Source organism: Candidatus Mycolicibacterium alkanivorans (genome assembly GCF_022760805.1).
Lineage (GTDB): Bacteria > Actinomycetota > Actinomycetes > Mycobacteriales > Mycobacteriaceae > Mycobacterium > Mycobacterium alkanivorans.
This window is the reverse complement of the sequence record NZ_JAIVFL010000001.1, coordinates 2,078,739-2,099,164: the sequence shown is the minus strand read 5'-3', so window position 1 is coordinate 2,099,164 and position 20,426 is coordinate 2,078,739. Positions and strand designations below refer to the sequence as shown.

At 67.3% G+C, this 20,426-nt stretch carries 20 protein-coding genes and 1 pseudogene; 8 read left to right on the top strand and 13 right to left on the bottom strand.

The window, feature by feature from the left end:
- The first annotated feature begins 25 nt into the window (after positions 1-25).
- The 3 genes and pseudogenes from K9U37_RS10515 (at position 26) to K9U37_RS10505 (ending at position 2,973) form a co-directional block, all read left to right on the top strand.
- Positions 26-907, top strand: coding sequence for a carbohydrate ABC transporter permease (locus K9U37_RS10515; RefSeq protein ID WP_243071642.1), 882 nt, complete (start codon positions 26-28; stop codon positions 905-907).
- Positions 894-1,706 carry a carbohydrate ABC transporter permease gene (locus tag K9U37_RS10510; RefSeq protein WP_243071641.1) on the top strand — a complete coding sequence of 271 codons (813 nt, stop codon included), beginning with the start codon at positions 894-896 and terminating at the stop codon, positions 1,704-1,706. Before K9U37_RS10515 ends, K9U37_RS10510 begins: the two co-directional genes overlap by 14 nt.
- Positions 1,703-2,973: pseudogene (locus K9U37_RS10505) on the top strand (extracellular solute-binding protein). The gene K9U37_RS10510 and the pseudogene K9U37_RS10505 overlap by 4 nt, the downstream one beginning before the upstream one ends.
- Here K9U37_RS10505 and K9U37_RS10500 read toward each other — a convergent pair.
- Both K9U37_RS10500 and K9U37_RS10495 read right to left on the bottom strand, forming a co-directional pair.
- Complete coding sequence (locus K9U37_RS10500) at positions 2,970-3,794, bottom strand: CbiQ family ECF transporter T component (protein WP_243071640.1); 825 nt, start codon at positions 3,792-3,794, stop codon at positions 2,970-2,972. The pseudogene K9U37_RS10505 and the gene K9U37_RS10500 overlap by 4 nt on opposite strands.
- Positions 3,791-5,860, bottom strand: a complete 2,070-nt coding sequence (locus K9U37_RS10495) for an ABC transporter ATP-binding protein (RefSeq protein ID WP_243071639.1) — start codon at positions 5,858-5,860, stop codon at positions 3,791-3,793. The genes K9U37_RS10500 and K9U37_RS10495 overlap by 4 nt, the downstream gene beginning before the upstream one ends.
- A gap of 110 nt (positions 5,861-5,970) precedes the next feature.
- Here K9U37_RS10495 and K9U37_RS10490 point away from each other — a divergent pair, with 110 nt between their 5' ends.
- The 3 genes from K9U37_RS10490 to K9U37_RS10480 all read left to right on the top strand — a co-directional run bounded on the left by K9U37_RS10490 (position 5,971) and on the right by K9U37_RS10480 (position 9,044).
- On the top strand, positions 5,971-6,426 hold the full coding sequence (locus tag K9U37_RS10490; protein ID WP_243071638.1) for a MarR family winged helix-turn-helix transcriptional regulator: 456 nt from the start codon (positions 5,971-5,973) through the stop codon (positions 6,424-6,426).
- A gap of 20 nt (positions 6,427-6,446) precedes the next feature.
- Positions 6,447-7,658, top strand: coding sequence for an MFS transporter (locus K9U37_RS10485; RefSeq protein WP_243071637.1), 1,212 nt, complete (start codon positions 6,447-6,449; stop codon positions 7,656-7,658).
- Positions 7,659-7,826: 168 nt separating this feature from the next.
- The gene (locus K9U37_RS10480) at positions 7,827-9,044 is read left to right on the top strand and encodes an APC family permease (protein ID WP_243071636.1); all 1,218 of its coding nucleotides are present in this window, start codon (positions 7,827-7,829) and stop codon (positions 9,042-9,044) included.
- Between the two features lie 284 nt (positions 9,045-9,328).
- Here the strand turns inward: K9U37_RS10480 and K9U37_RS10475 are convergent, their stop codons facing one another.
- The 11 genes from K9U37_RS10475 to K9U37_RS10425 all read right to left on the bottom strand — a co-directional run bounded on the left by K9U37_RS10475 (position 9,329) and on the right by K9U37_RS10425 (position 18,716).
- Positions 9,329-9,706, bottom strand: a complete 378-nt coding sequence (locus K9U37_RS10475) for a hypothetical protein (protein ID WP_243071635.1) — start codon at positions 9,704-9,706, stop codon at positions 9,329-9,331.
- The gene (locus K9U37_RS10470) at positions 9,703-10,017 is read right to left on the bottom strand and encodes a hypothetical protein (protein WP_243071634.1); all 315 of its coding nucleotides are present in this window, start codon (positions 10,015-10,017) and stop codon (positions 9,703-9,705) included. The genes K9U37_RS10475 and K9U37_RS10470 overlap by 4 nt, the downstream gene beginning before the upstream one ends.
- Positions 10,017-11,171, bottom strand: a complete 1,155-nt coding sequence (locus tag K9U37_RS10465) for a phage major capsid protein (protein WP_243071633.1) — start codon at positions 11,169-11,171, stop codon at positions 10,017-10,019. Before K9U37_RS10465 ends, K9U37_RS10470 begins: the two co-directional genes overlap by 1 nt.
- A gap of 103 nt (positions 11,172-11,274) precedes the next feature.
- Complete coding sequence (locus K9U37_RS10460; protein WP_308197367.1) at positions 11,275-11,721, bottom strand: hypothetical protein; 447 nt, start codon at positions 11,719-11,721, stop codon at positions 11,275-11,277.
- Complete coding sequence (locus K9U37_RS10455; protein ID WP_243073314.1) at positions 11,711-13,009, bottom strand: phage portal protein; 1,299 nt, start codon at positions 13,007-13,009, stop codon at positions 11,711-11,713. The genes K9U37_RS10460 and K9U37_RS10455 overlap by 11 nt, the downstream gene beginning before the upstream one ends.
- A gap of 35 nt (positions 13,010-13,044) precedes the next feature.
- On the bottom strand, positions 13,045-14,496 hold the full coding sequence (locus K9U37_RS10450) for a terminase large subunit domain-containing protein (protein ID WP_243071632.1): 1,452 nt from the start codon (positions 14,494-14,496) through the stop codon (positions 13,045-13,047).
- Positions 14,497-15,101: 605 nt separating this feature from the next.
- Positions 15,102-15,368, bottom strand: coding sequence for a hypothetical protein (locus K9U37_RS10445; RefSeq protein WP_243071631.1), 267 nt, complete (start codon positions 15,366-15,368; stop codon positions 15,102-15,104).
- The gene (locus K9U37_RS10440) at positions 15,365-15,826 is read right to left on the bottom strand and encodes a hypothetical protein (RefSeq protein ID WP_243071630.1); all 462 of its coding nucleotides are present in this window, start codon (positions 15,824-15,826) and stop codon (positions 15,365-15,367) included. The genes K9U37_RS10445 and K9U37_RS10440 overlap by 4 nt, the downstream gene beginning before the upstream one ends.
- A 134-nt stretch (positions 15,827-15,960) precedes the next feature.
- Positions 15,961-17,265: a hypothetical protein gene (locus tag K9U37_RS10435; RefSeq protein WP_243071629.1), complete on the bottom strand. Its 1,305-nt coding sequence runs from the start codon at positions 17,263-17,265 to the stop codon at positions 15,961-15,963.
- Positions 17,259-18,227, bottom strand: coding sequence for a bifunctional DNA primase/polymerase (locus K9U37_RS10430; protein ID WP_243071628.1), 969 nt, complete (start codon positions 18,225-18,227; stop codon positions 17,259-17,261). The genes K9U37_RS10435 and K9U37_RS10430 overlap by 7 nt, the downstream gene beginning before the upstream one ends.
- A 312-nt stretch (positions 18,228-18,539) precedes the next feature.
- A complete protein-coding gene (locus tag K9U37_RS10425; protein ID WP_243071627.1) occupies positions 18,540-18,716 on the bottom strand; it encodes a helix-turn-helix domain-containing protein in 177 nt (58 codons plus the stop codon).
- Between the two features lie 149 nt (positions 18,717-18,865).
- On the opposite strand from K9U37_RS10425, the gene K9U37_RS10420 reads away from it, so the two are divergent.
- Both K9U37_RS10420 and K9U37_RS10415 read left to right on the top strand, forming a co-directional pair.
- The gene (locus tag K9U37_RS10420) at positions 18,866-19,327 is read left to right on the top strand and encodes a helix-turn-helix domain-containing protein (RefSeq protein ID WP_243071626.1); all 462 of its coding nucleotides are present in this window, start codon (positions 18,866-18,868) and stop codon (positions 19,325-19,327) included.
- Positions 19,328-19,589: 262 nt separating this feature from the next.
- Positions 19,590-20,426 (top strand): tyrosine-type recombinase/integrase, encoded by an 837-nt coding sequence (locus tag K9U37_RS10415; protein WP_243071625.1) that lies wholly within the window; start codon positions 19,590-19,592, stop codon positions 20,424-20,426.

Genomic DNA, 20,426 nt, shown 5'->3' with positions numbered 1-20,426 from the left:
CGGGCGGGCACCGCCACCGGCTTTAATGACTGGGGTGACCACCCGGCGTGTGCGCTCGACCCTGCTGGGGTACGCGCTGCTGGCGCCGAGCCTGTTCGGGGTGGTGTGCTTCCTGCTGCTGCCGATGCTCGTCGTGGTGTGGCTGAGCCTGCACCGCTGGGATCTGTTGGGCCCGATCCGCTATGTGGGTCTGGACAATTGGCGATCGGTTCTCAGCGACGCCACTTTCGGCAACTCCCTGCTGGTGACACTGATCTTCATCGCGATCGTGGTGCCCGCCCAGATCGTCCTGGGTTTGGCGGCGGCCTCGCTGCTGGCCCGCGAACTTCCCGGCAGCGGGGTATTCCGCACGCTGTACGTGGTGCCGTGGGTGTGCTCGCCGCTGGCGGTGGCGGTGCTGTGGCACTGGATCCTGGCGCCCACCGACGGCGCGGTCAGTACTGTGCTGGGCCGGCCCATCGAGTGGCTCACCGATCCCGGCCTGGCGCTGCCGGTGGTCTCGGCGGTCACGGTGTGGACCAACGTCGGCTACCTGACGCTGTTCTTCCTGGCCGGCATCCTGGCCATCCCGCCGCAGATCCAGGCCGCCGCGCGCCTCGACGGCGCGACGGGCTGGCAGCGGTTCTGGCGTGTCACCCTGCCGATGCTGCGCCCGACCTTGTTCTTCGTCTCGGTCACCGGCATCGTCAGCGCCGCGCAGGTGTTCGACACGGTGTACGCGCTGACCGGCGGTGGTCCGGCCGGGCGCACCGACCTGGTGGCCCACCGCATCTACGCCGAAGCCTTCGGCGCCGCGGCCATCGGGCGGGCGGCCGTCATGGCGCTGGTGCTGTTCGTGATCCTCGTGGGCGCCACGATCGTCCAGCATCTCTACTTCCGCCGCCGGATCAGCTATGACCTCACGTAACGCGCTGATCTATGCCGGGATGCTCGCCGGGGCGCTGCTCACGCTCGCCCCGTTCGGGCTCGGTCTGCTGACGTCGTTCACCTCCGTGCACCAGTTCGCCACCGGCACACCGCTGTCGCTGCCCGATCCGCCGACGCTGGCCAACTATGCCGCGCTGGGTGACGCCGGGTTCGGCCGGGCGCTGGCGGTCACCGCGCTGATGACAGCGATCATCACCATCGGCCAGTTGACTTTCTCGGTGCTGGCGGCCTACGCATTCGCGCGCCTGGAGTTCCCCGGACGCGACGCGCTGTTCTGGGTGTATGTCGCCACGCTGATGGTGCCCGCCACGGTGACGGTGGTACCGCTGTACCTGATGATGGCCGAACTCGGTCTGCGCAACACGTTCTGGGCGCTGGTGCTGCCGTTGCTGTTCGGCTCGCCGTACGCGATCTTCCTGCTGCGTGAGTACTTCAGGGCCATCCCCGCCGACCTGCTCAACGCCGCGCGGCTGGACGGCGCCAACACCCTCGACGTGATCGTGCACGTGATCCTGCCGTCCAGCAAGCCGATCCTGGTGACGCTGACCCTGATCACCGTTGTGAGTCAATGGAATTCGTTCATGTGGCCGCTGGTGATCACCAGTGGCAGCACCTGGCGGGTACTGACGGTGGCCACCGCGGGCCTGCAGTCGCAGTTCAACGCGCAGTGGACGCTGGTGATGGCCGCCACGACCGTCGCGATCGTCCCGCTGATCGTGCTGTTCCTGACGTTCCAGCGCCACATCGTGCGCTCGATCGTGGTGACGGGGCTCAAATGAGCCGGCCGAGAACCTCGACGCTGCTGCTGGCCGCGCTGGTCGGGGTCGCGCTGCTGCTGGTGGCCGGGGTGTGGGCGCTGGGCCGCACCGGTGCGCCGGGCGGCAAGACGGTGATCACCGTGCGGCTGTGGGACCAGCAGGTCGCCGCCGCCTACCGCGACTCGTTCGCCGAGTTCAGCCGCACCCACCCCGGTTTCGAGGTGCGCGTCAACGTCGTGGCCTACGCGAGCTACTTCGACACCCTGCGCACCGACGTGGCCGGCGGCGGCGCCGACGACGTCTTCTGGATCAACAACGCCTACTTCGCCGAGTACGCCGACAACAGCCGGTTGATGGCCGTGCAACCCAGTGCCGGCTGGGACCAGTCCGTGGTCGCGCAGTTCACCCGCACCGGCACGCTGTGGGGGGTGCCGCAACTGACCGACGCCGGTATCGCCCTGTACTACAACGCCGACCTGCTGGCCGCCGACGGCGTCGACCCAGCCGAGCTGAACACGCTGCGCTGGGATCCCGACCCCGCCAACGACACGCTGCGGCCGCTATTGCACCGCCTCACCCACGGCCGCCAGTGGAGCTACACGCGGCCAACGACCTGCAGGGCATCTACCTCAACTACATCGGTTCGGCCGGCGGAAAGTTCGCCACCGGCGACCGGTTCGCGTTCGACAATCCCCAGGCCGCCGAGGCGTTCCGCTACGTCGTCGGCCTAATCAACACCGACCGGGTGGCGCCACCGGCGTCGGACACCAACGGCAACGGCGACTTCTGCCGCAACCAGTTCATGTCCGGGCGGATGGCGATCTTCCAGTCCGGCACCTACAACCTGGCCCAGATCGCCGATCAGGCCACCTTCCGGTGGGGCCTCGCCATGCTTCCGATCGGGCCGGCGGGGCGGGTCAGCGTCACCAACGGCATTGCCGCGGCGGGCAATCCGGCCAGCCGCCACCCCGAGGCTGTCCGCGAGGTGCTGGCGTGGCTGGGCAGCCGCGAGGGCAACGAATACGTCGGCAGGCGCGGCGCGGCAATCCCCGCTGTGCTCGCCGCGCAGAAGGTGTACTTCGACTACTGGTCGGCCAAGGGCGTCGACGTCACCCCGTTCTTCACGGTGCTCGACGGCGCGCGGATCGCCGCACCTGGCGGTGCCGGCTTCGCCGCCGGCTACCAGGCGATCAAGCCCTACTTCGACGAGATGTTCCTCGGCAGAACGCCCGTCGCCGAAGTGCTTGCGGCCGCGCAGCGCGCAGCCAACACCGCGGCACCTCGCTAACCGCCGGACAGCCCGACGATCTCCAGTCCGATCGCCAACGCGCACAACAGCACCGTGATGGCCAGCGTCACCCAGTCCGCGCTCCGCGGCCCCGACGGTGCCGCGGCGATCTGCCCGGTGCCACCGCGCGCGGTGATGGCATCGCCCATCTCGTCGGCGCGGCGCAGCGTCACGGTGATGCCCGCGGCAAGCAGGTCGACCATCTCGATGGCCCAGCGGCGCCGTCGCGCCCGCCGCGTGGTCAGCACCGGCCGGGGCCGCAACCGCCGCGCCGCGTACATGAGGCGGAACTCGTCGAGCAGCATCGGAAAAGCCCGCAGCGCCAAGGCAAGTGCCACCGCCCAGTCGTCCACCGGGATGCGCAGGACCTTCAGCGGCCGACCCAGCCGCGCCACCGCGGGAGCCACGTCGGCGACGTTGGTCGTCCACGACACCATCGCGCCGAGCGCCAGCAGCAGGATCGACACCGCGGTGATCCGCAGGAACTTCAGCAGCCCGCCCAACCCGATGTCGACCGGTCCGAGGTGAAACTCCGGGCTGCCGCCGGCCAGTCCCGCGGTCGCCGCGCCGAGCAGCAACAGCAGCCACAGCCACTTCGGGATCGAGGGCAGCGCGCCGCGCGGGATGTGGGCCAGCCAGACCGCTGCGCCCACCGCGACGGCCACCAGAGCGATCGACAGCCATCCCGGGTAGAACGCTAGGAGAGCCGAAAAGGCAAGCACCACAATGAGTTTGGTGCCCGCCCACAGCTCGTGGATCACCGAGGTACCGGGGACCGGGCGCAGCAGCACCACCGGACGGGACTGGCGGGCGGCCGTCACGACCTACCTCCCGCCGCCGTCGGCGCCGCGGCCAGCACGCCGTCGGTCAGGTGCAATGTAGTCGGACAGAGCTCTTCGAGGCCGACGAAGTCGTGTGAGATCACCACGACCGTCAGACCGGTGTTGTGGCGCAGATCCGCCAGCAGGCGCAGCAGCCCGCGCTGACTGGCGGCGTCCAGACCGGCCAGCGGCTCGTCGAGGATCAGCGCCTGCGGCTTGCGGGCCAGCAACCCCGCCAGCACCACACGGCGCATCTGCCCGCCGGAGAGCTGGTCGATACGGCGCCGGGCCAGCGACGCATCCAGTCCCACCGCGCCCAGTGCCGAGACCACCCGGACCCTGTCGTCGGGTGAAAAGCCCGCCGCCGAGGCGATTTCCGAGTCGACGCGGGCACGCATCAGCTGCAGCCGGGCGGCCTGGAACGCGATCGCCACCTCGCCGAGGTGATCGTGCGCCGGGCGGCCGCGCACCAGGCAGGAGCCCGTGGTCGGCGTCGTGAGCCCGGCCATGATCCAGGCGAGGGTGGACTTGCCGGAACCGTTGCCGCCGTGGATGAGAACGCCGTCGCCCTCGGCGACGGCGAAACTCACATCACGCAGGGCGGTCTTGGCCCACGGGGTGCCGCTGGCGTATTCGTGGCCGACGCCGTCGAGCTGCAGCACCGGAGCCCCCCGATGCGGTGTGGTGGCGATCGTCGGCGCGGGCGCGGCGGCGCTGCCGACCGTGTCGGTGTTGTCCTGCGAGTCGCTGAGATTGACGACGCGGTCGGCAATGTCGGCCTCGTTGGTGTAGTGGGTGATCTGCACCAACGTCATCCGGTGGCGCTCGGTCAGTCCGGACAGCACGCTCAGCAGCGTCTCGCGGCCACGCTGGTCGACCATGCTGGTGATCTCGTCGGCGATCAGCATCGAGGGCTGGCGGGCCAGCGCTGCGGCCACGGCCAGCCGTTGCAGCTCACCGCCGGACAGCCCGCCGGTGTCGCGCTCCTCCATACCGGCCAGGCCCACCTCGTCGAGCAGAGCCGCAATGTCGGTGTGCGTTCCCGGCGGCAGTCCCCACACCACGTCGTCGGCGACCCTGGTCCCCAGCACCTGGCTCTCCGGATGCTGCATGACCACCGCCGTCCCGCCCAGCCGGCCAAGCCCCACCGCCCCGGGCCGCTCGACGGTGCCCGAGGTGGGTTCGCGCCCGGACAGCAACAGCATCAGCGTGGTCTTCCCCGAGCCGTTTGCCCCGGTGACGGCGACGTGTTCGCCGGCCTCGACGGTCAGGGTCAGCGGCGCGAGCGCGTCGTGGGCGGCACCCGGGTAGCGGAAGCGCGCCTCGGCGAGCCGGACCGGCACGGGCGCCACGGGCCCGTCCTCGGCCGACGGCTCGAGTTTGTGCACGTCGGGGATGCCGCGCAGGCGTTGCAGCACCCGCGACAGCGCCCACCACCCGACCAGGGTGACGATCATCATCGACAGGATCGCGTAGCCCATCAGCAACAGCGGCCAGTAGTCCAGCGCGGTGGTGAAGAAGCGTTTGAAGTCCTCGGCGCCGGGTCGGAACGGCTCGAAGCGCGACATCACCGAGACCACGCCGTCGACGTTGGCGGTCATCGCCTCGAACGTCAGGGTGCGCAACCGGACCAGGACGGTCAACGCGGCGATGATGAAGAACCCGGAGATCACCCCGGCGACCACCGACACCGCGACTACCGTCGGTGTACCGCGACCGCGGCGCTTGATGATGCCGGTGAGCCCGCCGACATAGGCGCAGTTCAGCACCACCATGAAGCCGCTGATGCCGGCGATGAGGAACGCGATGACGCTGGCGGCGAAGGTGGCCGCCAGCAGCACGCGGACGCGGTAGCGGTAACCGAGCAGTCCCATCGGGACGGTCACGAGCAGCGAGAGGCCGCCGGCGAACGGGATGACGATGGACAGAATGGTCAGCGCCGCGCTGAGCGCGGCCATCACCGAGGCCTGCGCCATCTCCACCGGAGTCAGGGATGTGCCGCGCTGTCGCGAAGACGTCGGACCGGGAGGCCGCTGTTGCAGCGCCTCCGGTCGCGTCGCGGTCATCTCACGATTCTGCCAGCCGGCCGGACCCCGCAGCGCGTGCGACCTGCCTGTGAGCAAAGCCACCTTCGACCGAGTCTGACAACATAGTATTTCTATGTAAATATGGAGAGATGAGTCCGCAGACCACCACCACCGGCTTGGGCTCGGACCTGCTCACCGTCGTCGCCAAGCTCAACCGGCTGGCCACCCAGCGCATCCGGCTACCGCTGCCGTGGGCGCAGGCCCGGCTGCTCGGCACGATCGACGACCAGGGCGAGGCCCGGATCTCCGATCTGGCCGAGCTCGACCACTGCTCGCAGCCGACGATGACCACCCAGGTCCGTCGCCTCGAGGACGCCGGGCTGGTGGCCCGCACCCCCGATCCCGACGACGCACGCGCGGTTCGCATTCGCATCACGCCGGAGGGTCAACGCATCCTGGCCCGCGTCAGGGCCGATCGGGCCGCCGTCATCGATCCGCGCGTCGCGCGCCTCTCCGAGGAGGACCGCGACACTCTGTCGGCAGCCATCGGGCCGTTGCACCGGCTGCTCGACGATCTCGACACCGCTGCTGAATCCGACCGCTGAGAAGTTAGGAGTAGCCACCGATGTGGCGCCAACCCAAGGCCGTTTGGGCCGTTGCCTTCGCGTCCGTCGTCGCCTTCATGGGCATCGGGCTCGTCGACCCCATCCTCAAGCCCATCGCCGACAGCCTGGATGCCACGCCGTCACAGGTGTCGCTGCTGTTCACCAGCTACATGGCCGTGATGGGGGTGGCCATGCTGATCACCGGCGTGGTGTCCAGCCGCATCGGACCCAAGCGCACACTGCTGCTCGGCCTTGTCGTCATCATCGCCGGCGCCGGGCTGGCCGGAATGTCGGACACCGTGATGGGCATCGTCGGCTGGCGGGCCCTGTGGGGCCTGGGCAATGCGCTGTTCATCGCAACCGCCCTGGCGACCATCGTCGGCTCCGCGCGTGGCTCGGTGGCCCAGGCGATCATCCTCTACGAGGCCGCGCTGGGGCTGGGCATCGCGGTGGGGCCGCTGGTCGGCGGCGTGCTGGGTTCGATCTCGTGGCGCGGGCCGTTCTTCGGGGTGTCGGCGCTGATGGCCGTCGCCCTGGTGGTGACCGCCGTGCTGCTGCCCGAGACACCCCGCCCGCAACGCGCCACCACACTGGCCGACCCGTTCCGCGCTCTGCGCCACCGCGGCCTGCTCGGTGTGGCGATCACGGCGCTGCTCTACAACTTCGGATTCTTCACCCTGCTGGCGTTCACCCCGTTCCCCCTGAACATGAGCGCGCACCAGATCGGGCTGATCTTCTTCGGCTGGGGCCTTGCGCTGGCCTTCACCTCGGTGGTCGCCGCCCCGCGGCTCCAAGCCCGGTTCGGTACCGTGCCGGTGCTGCTGGTGAACCTGCTGTGCATGTCGGCGGTGCTCGCGGTGATGGCGCTGGGTACCGACAACAAGGCCGTGCTGGCCTCCTGTGTGGTGATCGCCGGGTTGTTCATCGGCATCAACAACACCCTGATCACCGAGACGGTGATGAAGGCCGCGCCGGTCGAACGCGGGGTGGCCTCGGCGGCCTACGGCTTCGTCCGGTTCGGCGGCGCCGCGTTCGCGCCGTGGCTGGCCGGCTTTCTCGGTGAGCGGGTCAGTGTGCACCTGCCGTTCTGGGTCGGTGCGGCAGCGGTGCTGGCCGCCGCCGGTGTGCTCGGGTTGACCAGCCGCCACCTCACGGGGATTGATGTCGAGGAAGATGAACTCGACGAGATCACCGAGCAGGCCACGGCGGTGACGGTCGGCAACGACAGCTGACCGCCCTTGGCGCCGGGCGAGGCCCACCAGCCTCGTCGTCCCTCACTTCCAGTGGTCACACGACTTCATCCTGCTCGGCGTCGCCCTGATCGGCACCACCGTGAGCCCCTGCATGCGGTTCTCAACTCGCACTGATTCTCCGGCGCTGGGAGTGCATACACTCTGCGGGTGGGCGCCGGGGGCGACAACGCCAAGCTGAACCGGTCTCTCGGGCTGCCCCTGGTCACTCTGTACGGCCTCGGCAACATCGTGGGCGCCGGCATCTATGTGCTCGTCGGCAAGGTGGCGGGCTTCGCCGGGCACAGCACCACGCTGGCGTTCCTCATCGCCATGGTCACCGCCGCGGTCACCGCGTTGTCCTACATGGAACTCGCGGGCCGCTATCCCGTCAGCGCCAGCGTCTCGGTGTACCTGCACCGCGCGTTCGGTAAGCGCCGGCTCTCAACGGCGATCGGCCTGACGATGGTCGGCGGCGGTGTCGCTTCGGCGGCGGCACTGGCACAGGGCTTCGCGGGCTATCTGAACTCGTTCGTCGCGGTTCCGACCATCGTGGGCAGCGTGGGCCTGCTCGTGGTGATCGGGGCGGTCGCGATCAAGGGAATAGGCGAGTCGGCGACGATGGCCGCAGTGCTCACCGGCTTGGAGGTGCTCGGCCTGGTGCTGGTCATCTGGGTCGGACGGAACGCGTTCGCGCACATCGATGTTGGCCACTTGCTGGCGATCGACCCGGCGGTCGGCATCGGCGGCGTCTTCACCGGCGCGTTCCTGGCTTTCTATGCCTTCATCGGGTTCGAGGACATGGTCAATGTCTCCGAGGAAGTCAAGCGACCCAGCCGCACCATGCCGCTGGCCATCCTGTTCGCGCTGCTGGCCTCCACTGTGCTGTACCTGCTGGTTGTTGTGGTCTCGACGACTCTGGTGTCCCCGGCCGAACTCGCGGCCAGTGAAGCACCGCTGACGCTGGTTTTCGAGCGGGGCGGGGCAAGCCACGGGGTTTTCCTCAGCCTCATCGGGATGACCGCCGCGATGAACGGCGTGATCGTGCAGATCATCATGGGCTCGCGCATTCTCTACGGACTGGCCAAGGAGGGCTGGATCCACAGCAGGTTCGCCCGCGTGCACGGTGCGTACCAGACGCCGGTGATCGCCACACTCGTCGTGATAACCGCAATGATCATCGGCACGGCACTGCTGCCACTGGTGTCGCTGGCCCAACTCACCAGCCTGCTCGTGCTCATCATCTTCACCCTGGTGAACGCCTCGCTGATCGTCATCAAGCGGCGCCACCGCGATCACCAGGGGTACATCAATGTCCCTGCGGCGATCCCGTACCTCGGCGTGCTGCTGTGCCTGGGAACTGTTGTCCTGCAGGCATTCAACTGGTGAGGGTTTCGCCAACGGCTGGCCGCCGATGGAGATGGTCAGGCCGCCGCCCCAATACGGACCCGATGCCAATCCCGAAGAAGGAGGCGCACGAGGCGTTCGCCGCCGGTGCGGAACCCAGTCCGGCGGTGCCAAGCGTGAGATGCTGCTCCCCCGGATGGACTCGAACCATATTTCCGGTGCTGTTGGGCGCGTTTACGTGGCGTCCACCAGCTAAAACACATCACTGTTGTTCACGCTAGTTACCTGTAACTGTGGGCAGATTGTGGGCACGGTGTGGGCACAGATCACGCCAGGACGCTTTTGGTGATCAGCTCGTAATGGTGCAGCCGGCCGCGCAGCATATGCCGCTCCACGGTGCCGTCGACCAGCAGGCCACTGTTGTAGGAGAACGGGTTCACCGGGTCGAGTCCGAACATCCCCCATCCCAGACGCAGCTGGTTGCCGATGCGGGGCGGGATGTCGACGCGGGGCGCCAGGACCATCCGGTACCGGGAGGTGACGACACCGGCACCGACATCAAGCGCCTGCTCGGTGTCGAGTGGGAACACTTCACCGGCAACCGTTACGACGACTGTGGTAAAGAGTTCCCCGCCGGCCTCGTCATATTGGGGCGGATCGTAGGGGGCCTCCGTCGCCACCTCGATGCTGTCGTGGTAGATCACAGCGCCCGCACCCGATACCGGTTGAGGATGAACAACTCGGCCAAGCTGAACCCGTTGAACCCGCCACGGACCTCCACCGACCCGACCCTGGTGGGGATCTGCTCGGGGTTGGCGGCCAGCCTGGCCGAGGCGCAGATGATCACGGCGGCCAGCTCGTCGTCGGGCTCACCCGCGACGAACCCCCTACCTCGGGTGTAGGAGGAGACCATCGCGGTGATGATCGGCACGGTTTCGTCGCACATGGAGACCAGCAGCGTGTCGCTGCCCTGCCCGAGGAACGCGGCGACATCACCGCCCGTCACGATCGGCATCAGGCGGTCAGCACGATCACGGCAGCCGGCTGCAAAACACCCAAGTCGTAGCGGGTGGTCACCCGGATGCCGATCTCGTCGTACTCGGCGTAGCGTTCGGTGAGGATCGTGACGCTGGGGGCGACGTCGCGGGCCACCGCCACCTGACTCATGTCAACCAAAACCGCTGTGCCCGTAGGCAGTTTGTTCGTCGGTGTGACCCCGATACCGAACATCCGGTAGGTGGGGCCGGAGGTGACGTCGGACTCCAGCAGGTATTTCGCCGACCCGGTCTGCTCCTTGAGTTTGCGGAGCGCGATGAAGTCGGCGCCGGAGATGAACCACCGGTTCGGTGTGACCTCGGCGGCGACGGCCTGCCCGATCGCGGTGAGCAGTGAGTCGGCGTTGGTGACGTCGAGCGTCCCGGTCTGCACGCCGGCCTGCTTGGTCAAACCGGTGATGCCCTTGCCGGCCTCACCATGCACTGTGGTGGTCACGGTCACGCTCATGTCGGTGCCGCCGGTCAGCAGCGCACCGTCCGCGGTCATCTGCGGCACGTTCAGGTTGGCCAGCGCGCCGGCGAAGGTGACGGTGTACGGGCCGCCCGCCGACCCGGCCACGGTGGCGTTGCTGGCCCCGATCGTCGAGACCGCCTGCAAAGCGGTCTGCACTGCGGAGGAGGCGGCGTTGAACGCGATGTTTCCCGACGCCACACCGCGGTAGGACACGGTGAACGTGCCGCCGGTCGGGGTGCCGTTGACGGTGATCACCTGCTGCTCGGAGGTGTCCGTGCCGGCCCCGGTCAGCAGAGCCTGATCGAGCTGATCACTGACGACCTTCACGAGGCGGTTCTGCAGGACGGAGTCGATGCCGACCACGGACTGGCGCACCAATTCCCTTGTGTACCTTTCGATTACCTTAATCGACTTGCGTTCGGTCGGCATCAGCACGACCTCGTCGAACGCGGTCGAGTGGGTGGAGTCGATCAGGCCGGCCTCGGCGACGTAGTTCACCGGATCGGAGCCGGCGATCTTCGGGACGCGCAGCACGCCGGCGGTGTCGAAGATCCGCGGGCCGCTGGACAGCACCACGGAGGCTGCTTCGAGGGGTTGAACCAACAGCGACGCAACCTGCTCTGCAAGCAACTCGGGCGCGGTGGAAGTTGTCTCAGCCATGGGGATGTCCGTTCTGTGACAAGGGAATGGGATCTACCTGTGTCACCAGGACAACCGGGGTGCGCGCCGGGCGCTACGCCTTCATCATACCCCGGAGGGGTACCTAGCCGGCCCGCTGACGGAGGATCGCCGCCAGATCAACCTTCCCCGCGCCCGGCTTCGCGCCCTGCCCGACATCACCGGACGGCCGGCGCGCCGCGTAATGCGGGCGGCGCTCGATCAGCGCTCCGATCGCCGCCGTCAGCTTGTCCGGGTCGTCGAGCAACTCCGGGTCGTAGGGCAGATCATCGGGATCGGCGAGCCGGCCGGTCGAGCGGACCAGCTCGGTGAACAGGCGCCGAGCAAGGTCATCGGCATGTTGAGCCCGCTGACGGTACTTCGCGTTCTCGTCACGCAGCCGCTCGACATATGCGCGCGGAAACGAGCCCCGATCGTCGCCCTGCGTTTCCGCGGGAGGCTCCCCCATACGATCACCCTCGGGGTGGTCGGTTCGTTCGTCTACAGGGCTCTCAGCGCCCGTTTCCTCGGCCTCGGTCGGGTCAGAAGACATTCGGCATTCCCTTCGCCGGGTTGAAGTAGTCCAACGCTCGCGGTCCGGCCGATGACGACGACGTCATCGACGCGATCACGTCATCGCTGTAGCCCAGGCGCTGCAGCGCGTAGTCACGCGGCAACAAGCCGGCCGCAAACAACTTCACCACCGCGTCGGACTCCTGCGCGACCGATCGGGTACTGGCATCAGCCCACTGCACCCGGATGTCGTCGATCAACTGCGGATCGCGGCCCGTGCCGATCGCGACCATCAGCTTCGCAACCTGCTCCCAAGCCCGGCCGAACGTGGCCTGACGGGCCTCCGCGCGGGCGGTCAGGCTAGCCTCGGCCGCCCGCAGAGCATCCGCCGACGCCGGCTGATCCGACAACACACCCAGATAGTGCGACGGCAGGGTGGACACAGCCTCGATCTGACCGAGCAGCACCTTCACCGCCGTCTCATACCCGGACAGGTCCGCGCCCGGCAGCTGCCCGAACTTCGCGGTCTCGTTCTCACTGATCATCGCCCGCGCACCTTCCGGGATCGGATTGACCTCGACCGTCTCACCCGTCTCGTTACCCGCCGCGTCGAGCACAGGGTCCTCGACCAGCTCGATCCCCGTAGCCCAGCGACGCGGCCGGGCCGTGTACTCCGACGCCACCAGCATGTCGGCCAAAGTCTTGTTCAGCCCGTCGACCAGCGGCATCAGGTCGTCGAGCTCCGATGCGCCACGATCCTCCAGGATCCTGCCGGTGTTGCGGATCGCGACGACCGGCACCTCGCCGAGCGGATTGACCAGCTCCTCGACCGCGCGGAAACCGTGGATCGTCGCCCCCGTCTGGTCCGCCCGGTACCGCACGATCCGGTCCGGCCCATACCAGACAGCCTCGGTGGTGGTCTTGGTCTCCCACCGTTTCACCGCCGCCATGATCCGCCGCGTCCCCGGATCGGTTTGCGCCGCAACCTGTTTCGCCGACTCGATCGTGACCTTCGGCCGGCCGGACTGATCGGCCCACACGATCACGAACGCATCGCCGAGCTGCAGCGCCTCACGATGCGCCACGCCGGCGAGCTGATCCATATCGTTGCGCACCCAATCGGCCCACAGCCCGGGATCGGAGAACCCGGTGATCCGCAGCCGCTCGGCGAGAGCGGTCACCGCAAGCCGCGGAATATTGCTTGCCATCCGCCCGAACCGGCCACCCAAAGCCGTCCGCGCCTCCGGCGACAGAAACGAAAGCGCCTGCATCCCTGTGTAATAGGCGTCCAGCTCGGCGTACCGTGCTTGCGGCTCGTCCAACTTCATCAGCAACGTTTCCAAGTCGATCGGTATCTGCGCGCTCACACGAAGCTCCTCGTCCGTTTCCGTGATTTGGTTTGATGCCAGGCCGCCCGGTCGAACGCCACGATCGCCGCGATCGCCGCGTCGATCTTGCGTGGACTTCCGCGCTTGTCCTTCGCGATCAGATCACCCTGAGCCGTGGTCTTCGCCACCGCGTGCGCCATGTGCGCGGCCAAACCCGGATCCCCGTCGTGGGTCACCGCGCGGGTCACCACCGCCTGATACAGCCGGTCCGTCGCGGGTGCCATGCGCTGCGGTGCGGCGGTGTTCCACTCCAGCACCCGTCGCTCCCCGTGCCGGTGCGCCCACGTCTCCACCTCGGAACGCCAGCCCCACGGATCGCACGCCAACTCGGCCACGTCGTATCTGGCGAACGCCAGATCGACGGCGGCGTCGACCTCGTCGCGCGGCACCCGCCACGACGGGAAGCCCGGGTTCTCCCACAGGCCGACCAGGAACAGGTGCCCGGACAGGGTGCAGCCGACGATCGCCGTGCTATCGCCGGACGCGGACCCGTCGAAGCCGAGGACGACCCGTTCCCCGATCCCGACATCGCGGCCGGCCCTGCAGGCGTCCCAGCTGCCGAACGGCAACCACTGATCGACACCGGTCACCCACTGCCCGAGGCGCAGCTGCCGGAACACCGGCTCGCGGATCGTGCGCCGGGCCGCCTCGAGTCCATCCTCGGCCAGGAACGGGTTCCGGCACGCCAACGCCGGGTTCGCCACCCGCCACGCCTTACGGTCATCAGTCGCGCAGCCGGCCGGCGCGCAGTACTCGCGGAAGAAGAACGACGGATCATCACCGCGGCGGCCGTGCTCCACCAACGCCCACATCACACTGTCGGGTGTGCTCGCCGGGGTGGAGATCGCCAGCGTCAACGACTCCGGTCTCTTACCGGACACGGAGGTGACCGCCTCCCACACCTGCTCGGTCACCACATGCAGTTCGTCGACGATCAGCAGACTCGGGTCGTGGCCGTGCAACGCTCCCGGCTCGGCCGGCAACGGCAGTAGCATGGCGTCGTTCTGCGGCACGTACAGGCGGTCGGCGAAGATTTGGGTCCGCTCGGCCAGCACCGGGTTGAGTTCGATCATGCGGCGCGCGTACTTGAGGATGATCGCCGCCTGCCTCGCGTCGGACGCCACGCACAGCACCTCGGCGGACGGCGGGCCGACGAACAGCTCTGCGATGCCGAGCGCGGCGGCCAGCATGGACTTGCCGTTGGCTCGCGGGACGCTGACGAGGGCGGAGCGGACGCCCGGCGTGAACGCGCCCGCGATGATCTCCCGCTGGAACGGCCGCAGCCGGAACGGCTCGTTGGCGCCCCGGCCGCGCGGGCACACCAGGTATTCGCCGATGAACTTCGTGCGGCGCCGCGCCCGGGCGGCCGGCCAGCCGTCGAAGGTCAGCGGCGGCGCCTGCACTTCCCGCTTAGGCCCAGCACGCACGTTACACCTCCGCCTGAAGTGTAAACCTACGGGAGGACTGGAGCGAATGGCGGAATCCGCCAATCGTTCTCCCGCGCCGCACGCAGAAACCTCTCGGATGCTGCTTGGCGAGTGTTAAGTTTCTTAACACCGTTGAGGCGCATGGCTTTCGCGACGACCATCGCCTGCTGACCCTTGGAAATGTTGCGGCGACGGCCGCTCGATCTCGGGTCAGCGGATTGAGTTTGTTTACACTCTCACCAGAAGTGTAACGCGAACTTTGCCTCAGGTAGTGGCCGGCGAGTTTGCTGTGAGGGCATATCCCCAGGTCAGAGGCTTACCGCGCTGACCCCGTTGGCCCGGTTACATGAGTGCTTACCAACCTTGGCGCTACCGGAGAACACGTAGCGGCAGATTGTGCGTGATTCAGGGCGGATCGAAAACACCGCAACCGCGGCACACGTACAGGATGGATTCCCAATGATGCGTGTGTGGGCCGTCCGCGTCCGTGGGATCGTGGATGCCCTGCCATGCGGCGATCCGGCGGGCACGCTCCACAGCGTCCAGCACCCTCGGTGTCAGGCCGGGATGGTCTTCGGGCACGTAGCCCGGCACCTCTTGCCCGTTCACCGCGCTGGCCCGTTGGCCCGGTTACATGCGCTGCAGTACACGCCGCGGTAGTCCTGCAGGCGCAGTGGTAGCCCGTCGGCGCGGCGCCTCCACGTCTCCTCGCCGTGGTCGAGTTGCAGGTTTTCGGTGGACCCGCACGATTGGCAGAACGGCTGGAGTCGGCGGGCTTTACGGGACAGTTTGCGGTGCTGGCGGTCGTAGCCGCGGCAGGAGTCGCAGCGTGATCCGCGGCCCGGCTCACCGCACGTGAGGCACGGCGTCATTCGGCTCCTTCTTCGAGGTTGATGAACGCGCGGATAGCGGTGTCGATGATGGCGCCGGCGACGTCGGTGGTCAGGGCGGGCACGAGGCTGGTGTAGACCGTCAGCATCCCCGCAATCAGTGGGGTGGCGTCGTCGGTCTCGCCGGCGATCGTGTCCAAGCGCGCCGGCTGGCGCTCGTGGTAGGCGTGGAGGAAGCGGGCGGCGCGCACCGTTGGGGTGTCTGGGATGTGGCCGGCGAGGTGGGCGACCAGCTCGATGAACGCCGCTTTCCCAGCTTCGGTGACGAGCTGGGTGGTGACCGCGTCGAGTGATCCGAGTAGTGCGCCTAGTAGTGGACCGGGTCGGGTGTCGTCGTTGATTTCCTGCAGGACGGCGTTGACTCCTTGCGTGTCGCCGGCGAGGTGGTGCTTGATGATGACGGCCGCCCGGCGGTAGGCGGTGGCGGTGATGTCGGTCATCGGATTGATCCTTTCGTTGTTTGCTGGGTTTTGGCGTGGGTGTGGACGGGGTGTGGACGGCGTCCACACTTGTCCACACCCTGTGACCTGCGAAAATGGGTGTGGACGGGGTGTGGACGCGTCCACACCCCCCCCTACTCGTCGGTGTTGAGGCGGTAACGCTGAGCAAACCCGTCACCGGCCACGGGAACAATGAATTTCTTATCAATGAACAGGTCAAACACGGTGGGGAAGACGTCGCGGAGGGTGGATCGGCAAGCTGCCAGCAGATCGCGTCTCGTTGCGCCTTCAGCTCCGACGCGCTCCAATTTTCGTGTGATGATTTTGGCGGTTCTTTGCTGGGCTTCCTCCTCCAGTCGTGCGGCGATGATGGTTTCTCGGTCGGCGGCGGCGTGGGCCTTGGCCCGGTTGGTTTGCCGCGCCTGGTCGGCAACCGTCTGGGCCACGGCGGCGCGGGTGGCGTTGGAGGTGGCGACGACCTGGCCGGCCAGAGCCCAGTCGTCCTCGTTCGGGGAGACCCGCCCGTCGAGGACGGCGAGGAGGGTCATGACCTTGGCTTGGATGGCGAGGAGGTGGCCGTCGTTGCCGTCGACTTGGCCGCGGTTCATCGCGACCTGATGGGCGTCCATCGCGGCTGTCACGAAAACCGGAAGCGTGATCTCGGTGGGCCACAGGACGCCTCGCGCGCGGGTGACCTCGGCCGGCTTCTGGCAGGGCGGGCGTTTGTCGTCGACGTCGGGGTCCTGGGTGGGAGCCCACAGGATCCTTTGAGCGGTGCCGCCTGATCCGTCGAGCAGTGGGGCCGCCTTGCCGGGCTGCACACCGACGTAGACGCATGCCCGGTAGGTGCCGGCGGGCACGTGGGTGCGGGTGTCGCGGCCGGAGTTGGTGAACCCGAGATCGCCGCCGGTGAACAGGTCTCGCAGGACCGCGTCGAGGGTTGACCCGGATCTGGTCATCAGTGCGGCCAGCTTGTCGATCTCGGAGGCGGTGAAGATCGCCGAGCGGGCGATCGGCTTGGCGGGCACGCCGTCCTTGTCGACGACGGGGTCGCCGGTCGCGTCGCGGTCGACGTGGAAGACGCGCGCGACACCTTCTCCGGAGCCGACGGGAAGGTACAGGGGTGCTTCCCATCCGGGGCCGGCGAAGTCTATGGCTTGCCGTGCGGCGCCCATCGCGGAGTCCTTGCCCGACCCTGACGGGCCTGCGAGGGCGAGGGTCACGTTCAACGACAGCGGGTTTCCGAACTCGGCGGGGAGCGCCACGTGTGCTGGGATCGCGGCGGAGGTGCGGATGAGGACGCATCCGAGGACGGCCCACGGGCTGCGGCGCTTGTGCTTCGCGAAATCATGGATGTGTCGCAGGATGTTGCGGGCGTCCCAGAAGCCGTCGGGGTCTTCGTCGGGTAGCGGGGCGATGTCGGCGACGTTGATCACCACTGTTGGGTCTCCTGAAGGGATTTCGCGGCTTTCGACATGTCGCCGCCGTGGTTGAGTATCGCGTGCGCACGGAATCGGGTGTAGCCCTTGGGGTTTCCCGGTTCGGTGACGTCGAATGGGGTGTTTGGGGAGTAGACGAACAGGCATCCGTGTTGGATGGTGGCCGACCAGGGGGAGGTGGCGGTGGGGTGACGCCAGCGTGCGCCGTCGGCGTCGGGATCCGGGTCGAGGCACGTCCAACCGTGCGGCGCGAGGATGTCTTGCCATGACGTGGCCGAGCTGTACTGGTCGGCGATCGAGCCGGTGAAGAAGCCTCCGAGAGGGTCGTGGCGCATTCGTGGTCGGGGTGGCGTTGCCGGTCGAGGCTGTTTCTCGGGTCTCAGCAGGTCGATCAGCCAGCGGGGGGGTGCGGCGACCGGGGCGTGCGGGTCTGACCATCGGTAGGCGCGCCGGGTGCGCGGGTTTACCGACGGCGGCAGCACGCATTGCATCACGGAGGAGGCACGCAGCTCGACCCCGCCGGGCAGGCGGGTCGCGGTGAGCCGTCCGGGTGGTCGTCGTAGCCAGATGTGAAGACCGCCGGACCCGGTGATCGTGGTCAGGGTGTGACCGATCGGGGTGTTATCGGCTTCGAGGTGTTCGAGCGCCCCGACACCGTCGACGCCGTGACCCTCGGTGGTTTCGACGTCGAGAACCATCACCGGGTCGGGCAGGGGTGCGCCGATGTTGTATCCACGGTATCGGCCGCCCCACCAGGCGGTGACTTGGTTGACGTCGCTGGTGGCCCGGTTAGTCCAGTCAGCTAGGACGGGACGTTTGCCGTCGCTGCCGCGTAGGGGGTGCACGCGCCAACCGGCGATCGCGTACTCGATCGCATACGCGCCGATGTCCGTCGAGTCGAGCACGGTGGCTCCGAGGCTTCGGATTGCGATCGCCTCGGCGTGAAGGTCGTCGGCGGTCATCGGTTTTCTGCCGGCGCCGTGCAGTCGGCTCTGTGCGCGCCGGCCGTCAGCCGGTGGTAGCCGCAGCCCGGGCACCAGTCGGGGTGACGGGCGTGGTCGGAGGCGTGGAGTTGCCGCCACAGGTCGCGGAGTTTCGACGTTTTACTCATGCGGCGTCGCCGCCGTTGACGGGGCGGTTGCGGCCGCCCAGCTTTAGGTAGGGCGGTCCGGTTCCTTTGTGCCGCATGGATGCCCATGTTTGGTCGGTGGTGCGACGCTCTGCGGTCCGTTTGGGCAGCGGCCGCCGGAGATGCAGCAGATCGTAGTGGTAGCTCACGCGACGTCACCGCTACCAAATGAGTTGGCAGATAGGTAGTTCAGAACATCCTCGCGCCGGTAGCGGACGCGCCTACCAATTCGTACGTACGGTAACCCGCGCTTCAGATAGCGGTCCTGGTCGAGTGATGCCTTGCTTGCCTTGAGGTATTCCGCCACCTCGGCGGTAGTCATCAAGGGCGGTAAATTTTCCATTTATCCTCCGCTCTCAAAACTTGGTAGTGATCTGTTTTGATCACTCCCGTCATCAGATTGGAGCACATTTTCGAAGTTGTCAAGTTAGACCTAGTGACTTATCAATCCTGATCATTTACCATTGCAGAATGGCAAGTGACTCAAAGACCACCGGACGACCCTTGGGACCCTCTGGTGAAGCAGTTAGATCCAACATCGTGCGGATACGTGAGGCGAAGATGATGCCGGTGACAGGGCTGTCCGAGCGGCTGGAGACCTTGGGGCGCCCCATTCCACCGCTCGGCCTCCGCAGGATCGAGGCCGGCACACGCCGCGTCGATGTCGACGACCTGGTGGCAATTGCGATCGCGCTCGGCGTGTCCCCGGCCAGTCTGCTTATGCCTGAGGTCTCCTCGATCGCGCATGACGACCTGGTGTCCGTCACGGGGTGGCATAAGCCCATAACAGCGACGGTGGTGTGGGGCTGGCTGACCTCGGCTAGGCCGCTCGTCAGAGGGACACTCGGCTCATTCATCGACCACGCGCTACCGCAGTGGGATAGGGATCGTTGGTCAACGAAAATAGTGGGCGCCGATGGCGACGATCAGTAAGTACCAAACCTCCAGTGGTACAACGCTTTACAGAGTACGTTACCGAACACCCGACAAACGTCAGACCGACAAGCGCGGATTTAGGACTAAACGCGACGCCGAGACGTTTGCTGTTGAGGTTGAGGGCAGTAAACTTCGCCGCGAATATGTTTCACCCTCGATGGGCCGGGCCACGATCGGCGAGCTCGGCACCGCGTGGCTAGAGCGCCAACGAGGGCACTTGAAGCCAAATAGCTTCCGATCCATCGAGGTGTCCTGGCGAGTGCACGTCGAGCCCGTGTGGGCTCGTACGCAGTTGTCGGCTGTCTCCTACTCAACTGTGCAGGCGTGGACCTCCGAGCTGGCGCAGCGCCGTGGTGCGAAAGTGGTTCGGTACGCGCACGGTGTGCTGTACGGGATCTGCGAGGACGCTGTCAGGGACAGCCGGCTGGCGTCCAACCCGTGTCGCGGCGTGAAACTCCCCCCGATCGTGAAGAAGCCGAACGTCTATCTCACCGGTGATCAGCTGCACGCGCTGGCACGCGAGTCGGGGCGGTACGGGTCGCTGGTGTTGCTGTTGGGCACGGCCGGTTTGCGGTGGGGTGAGGCCGCCGGCCTCCGGGTAGGTGATGTCGATTTCCTGCGTCGCAAGATCCTGGTCCACAAGAATGCGACCGGAGGCAGCGTGGAGTCGTTGAAAGGTGGCGAGCACCGGACCCTGGCGGTCGCCAAATACGTCGTAGACGAGTTGGCAACGACAGTGGCCGGTAAGGGTCGGGATGAGCTGATCTGGCCGTCGAGCACTGGAGGCTATCTGCGACCACCGGCGACGCATGACTCGTGGCTATCCGGTGCGGTGGCGCGCTGCCAGAAGACGGCCGCCCAGAGCGATCCGTTCCCGCGGGTGACGGCCCACGATCTTCGGCACACGGCTGCCTCGTTGGCGATCTCCAATAGCGCGAACGTGAAAGTCGTGCAACGGATGCTCGGGCACAAGTCGGCTGCGATGACCTTGGATGTGTACGCAGATCTTTTCGACGACGATTTGGTCGCGGTCGCTGACAAGCTGGATCGAAGTGTGGGCAAATTGTGGGCACCGGGCTTGGGGCTGGACGCCTAG

Coding starts and splice junctions, on each gene's coding strand:
- K9U37_RS10420 (WP_243071626.1), top strand. CDS start 18,866: ATGGCAAGTGACTCAAAGACCACCGGACGACCCTTGGGACCCTCTGGT.
- K9U37_RS10495 (WP_243071639.1), bottom strand. CDS start 5,860: ATGACCGCGACGCGACCGGAGGCGCTGCAACAGCGGCCTCCCGGTCCG.
- K9U37_RS10515 (WP_243071642.1), top strand. CDS start 26: ATGACTGGGGTGACCACCCGGCGTGTGCGCTCGACCCTGCTGGGGTAC.
- K9U37_RS10430 (WP_243071628.1), bottom strand. CDS start 18,227: ATGACCGCCGACGACCTTCACGCCGAGGCGATCGCAATCCGAAGCCTC.
- K9U37_RS10455 (WP_243073314.1), bottom strand. CDS start 13,009: ATGAAGTTGGACGAGCCGCAAGCACGGTACGCCGAGCTGGACGCCTAT.
- K9U37_RS10440 (WP_243071630.1), bottom strand. CDS start 15,826: ATGACCGACATCACCGCCACCGCCTACCGCCGGGCGGCCGTCATCATC.
- K9U37_RS10445 (WP_243071631.1), bottom strand. CDS start 15,368: ATGACGCCGTGCCTCACGTGCGGTGAGCCGGGCCGCGGATCACGCTGC.
- K9U37_RS10510 (WP_243071641.1), top strand. CDS start 894: ATGACCTCACGTAACGCGCTGATCTATGCCGGGATGCTCGCCGGGGCG.
- K9U37_RS10470 (WP_243071634.1), bottom strand. CDS start 10,017: ATGCCGATCGTGACGGGCGGTGATGTCGCCGCGTTCCTCGGGCAGGGC.
- K9U37_RS10465 (WP_243071633.1), bottom strand. CDS start 11,171: ATGGCTGAGACAACTTCCACCGCGCCCGAGTTGCTTGCAGAGCAGGTT.
- K9U37_RS10490 (WP_243071638.1), top strand. CDS start 5,971: ATGAGTCCGCAGACCACCACCACCGGCTTGGGCTCGGACCTGCTCACC.
- K9U37_RS10425 (WP_243071627.1), bottom strand. CDS start 18,716: ATGACTACCGCCGAGGTGGCGGAATACCTCAAGGCAAGCAAGGCATCA.
- K9U37_RS10485 (WP_243071637.1), top strand. CDS start 6,447: ATGTGGCGCCAACCCAAGGCCGTTTGGGCCGTTGCCTTCGCGTCCGTC.
- K9U37_RS10460 (WP_308197367.1), bottom strand. CDS start 11,721: ATGTCTTCTGACCCGACCGAGGCCGAGGAAACGGGCGCTGAGAGCCCT.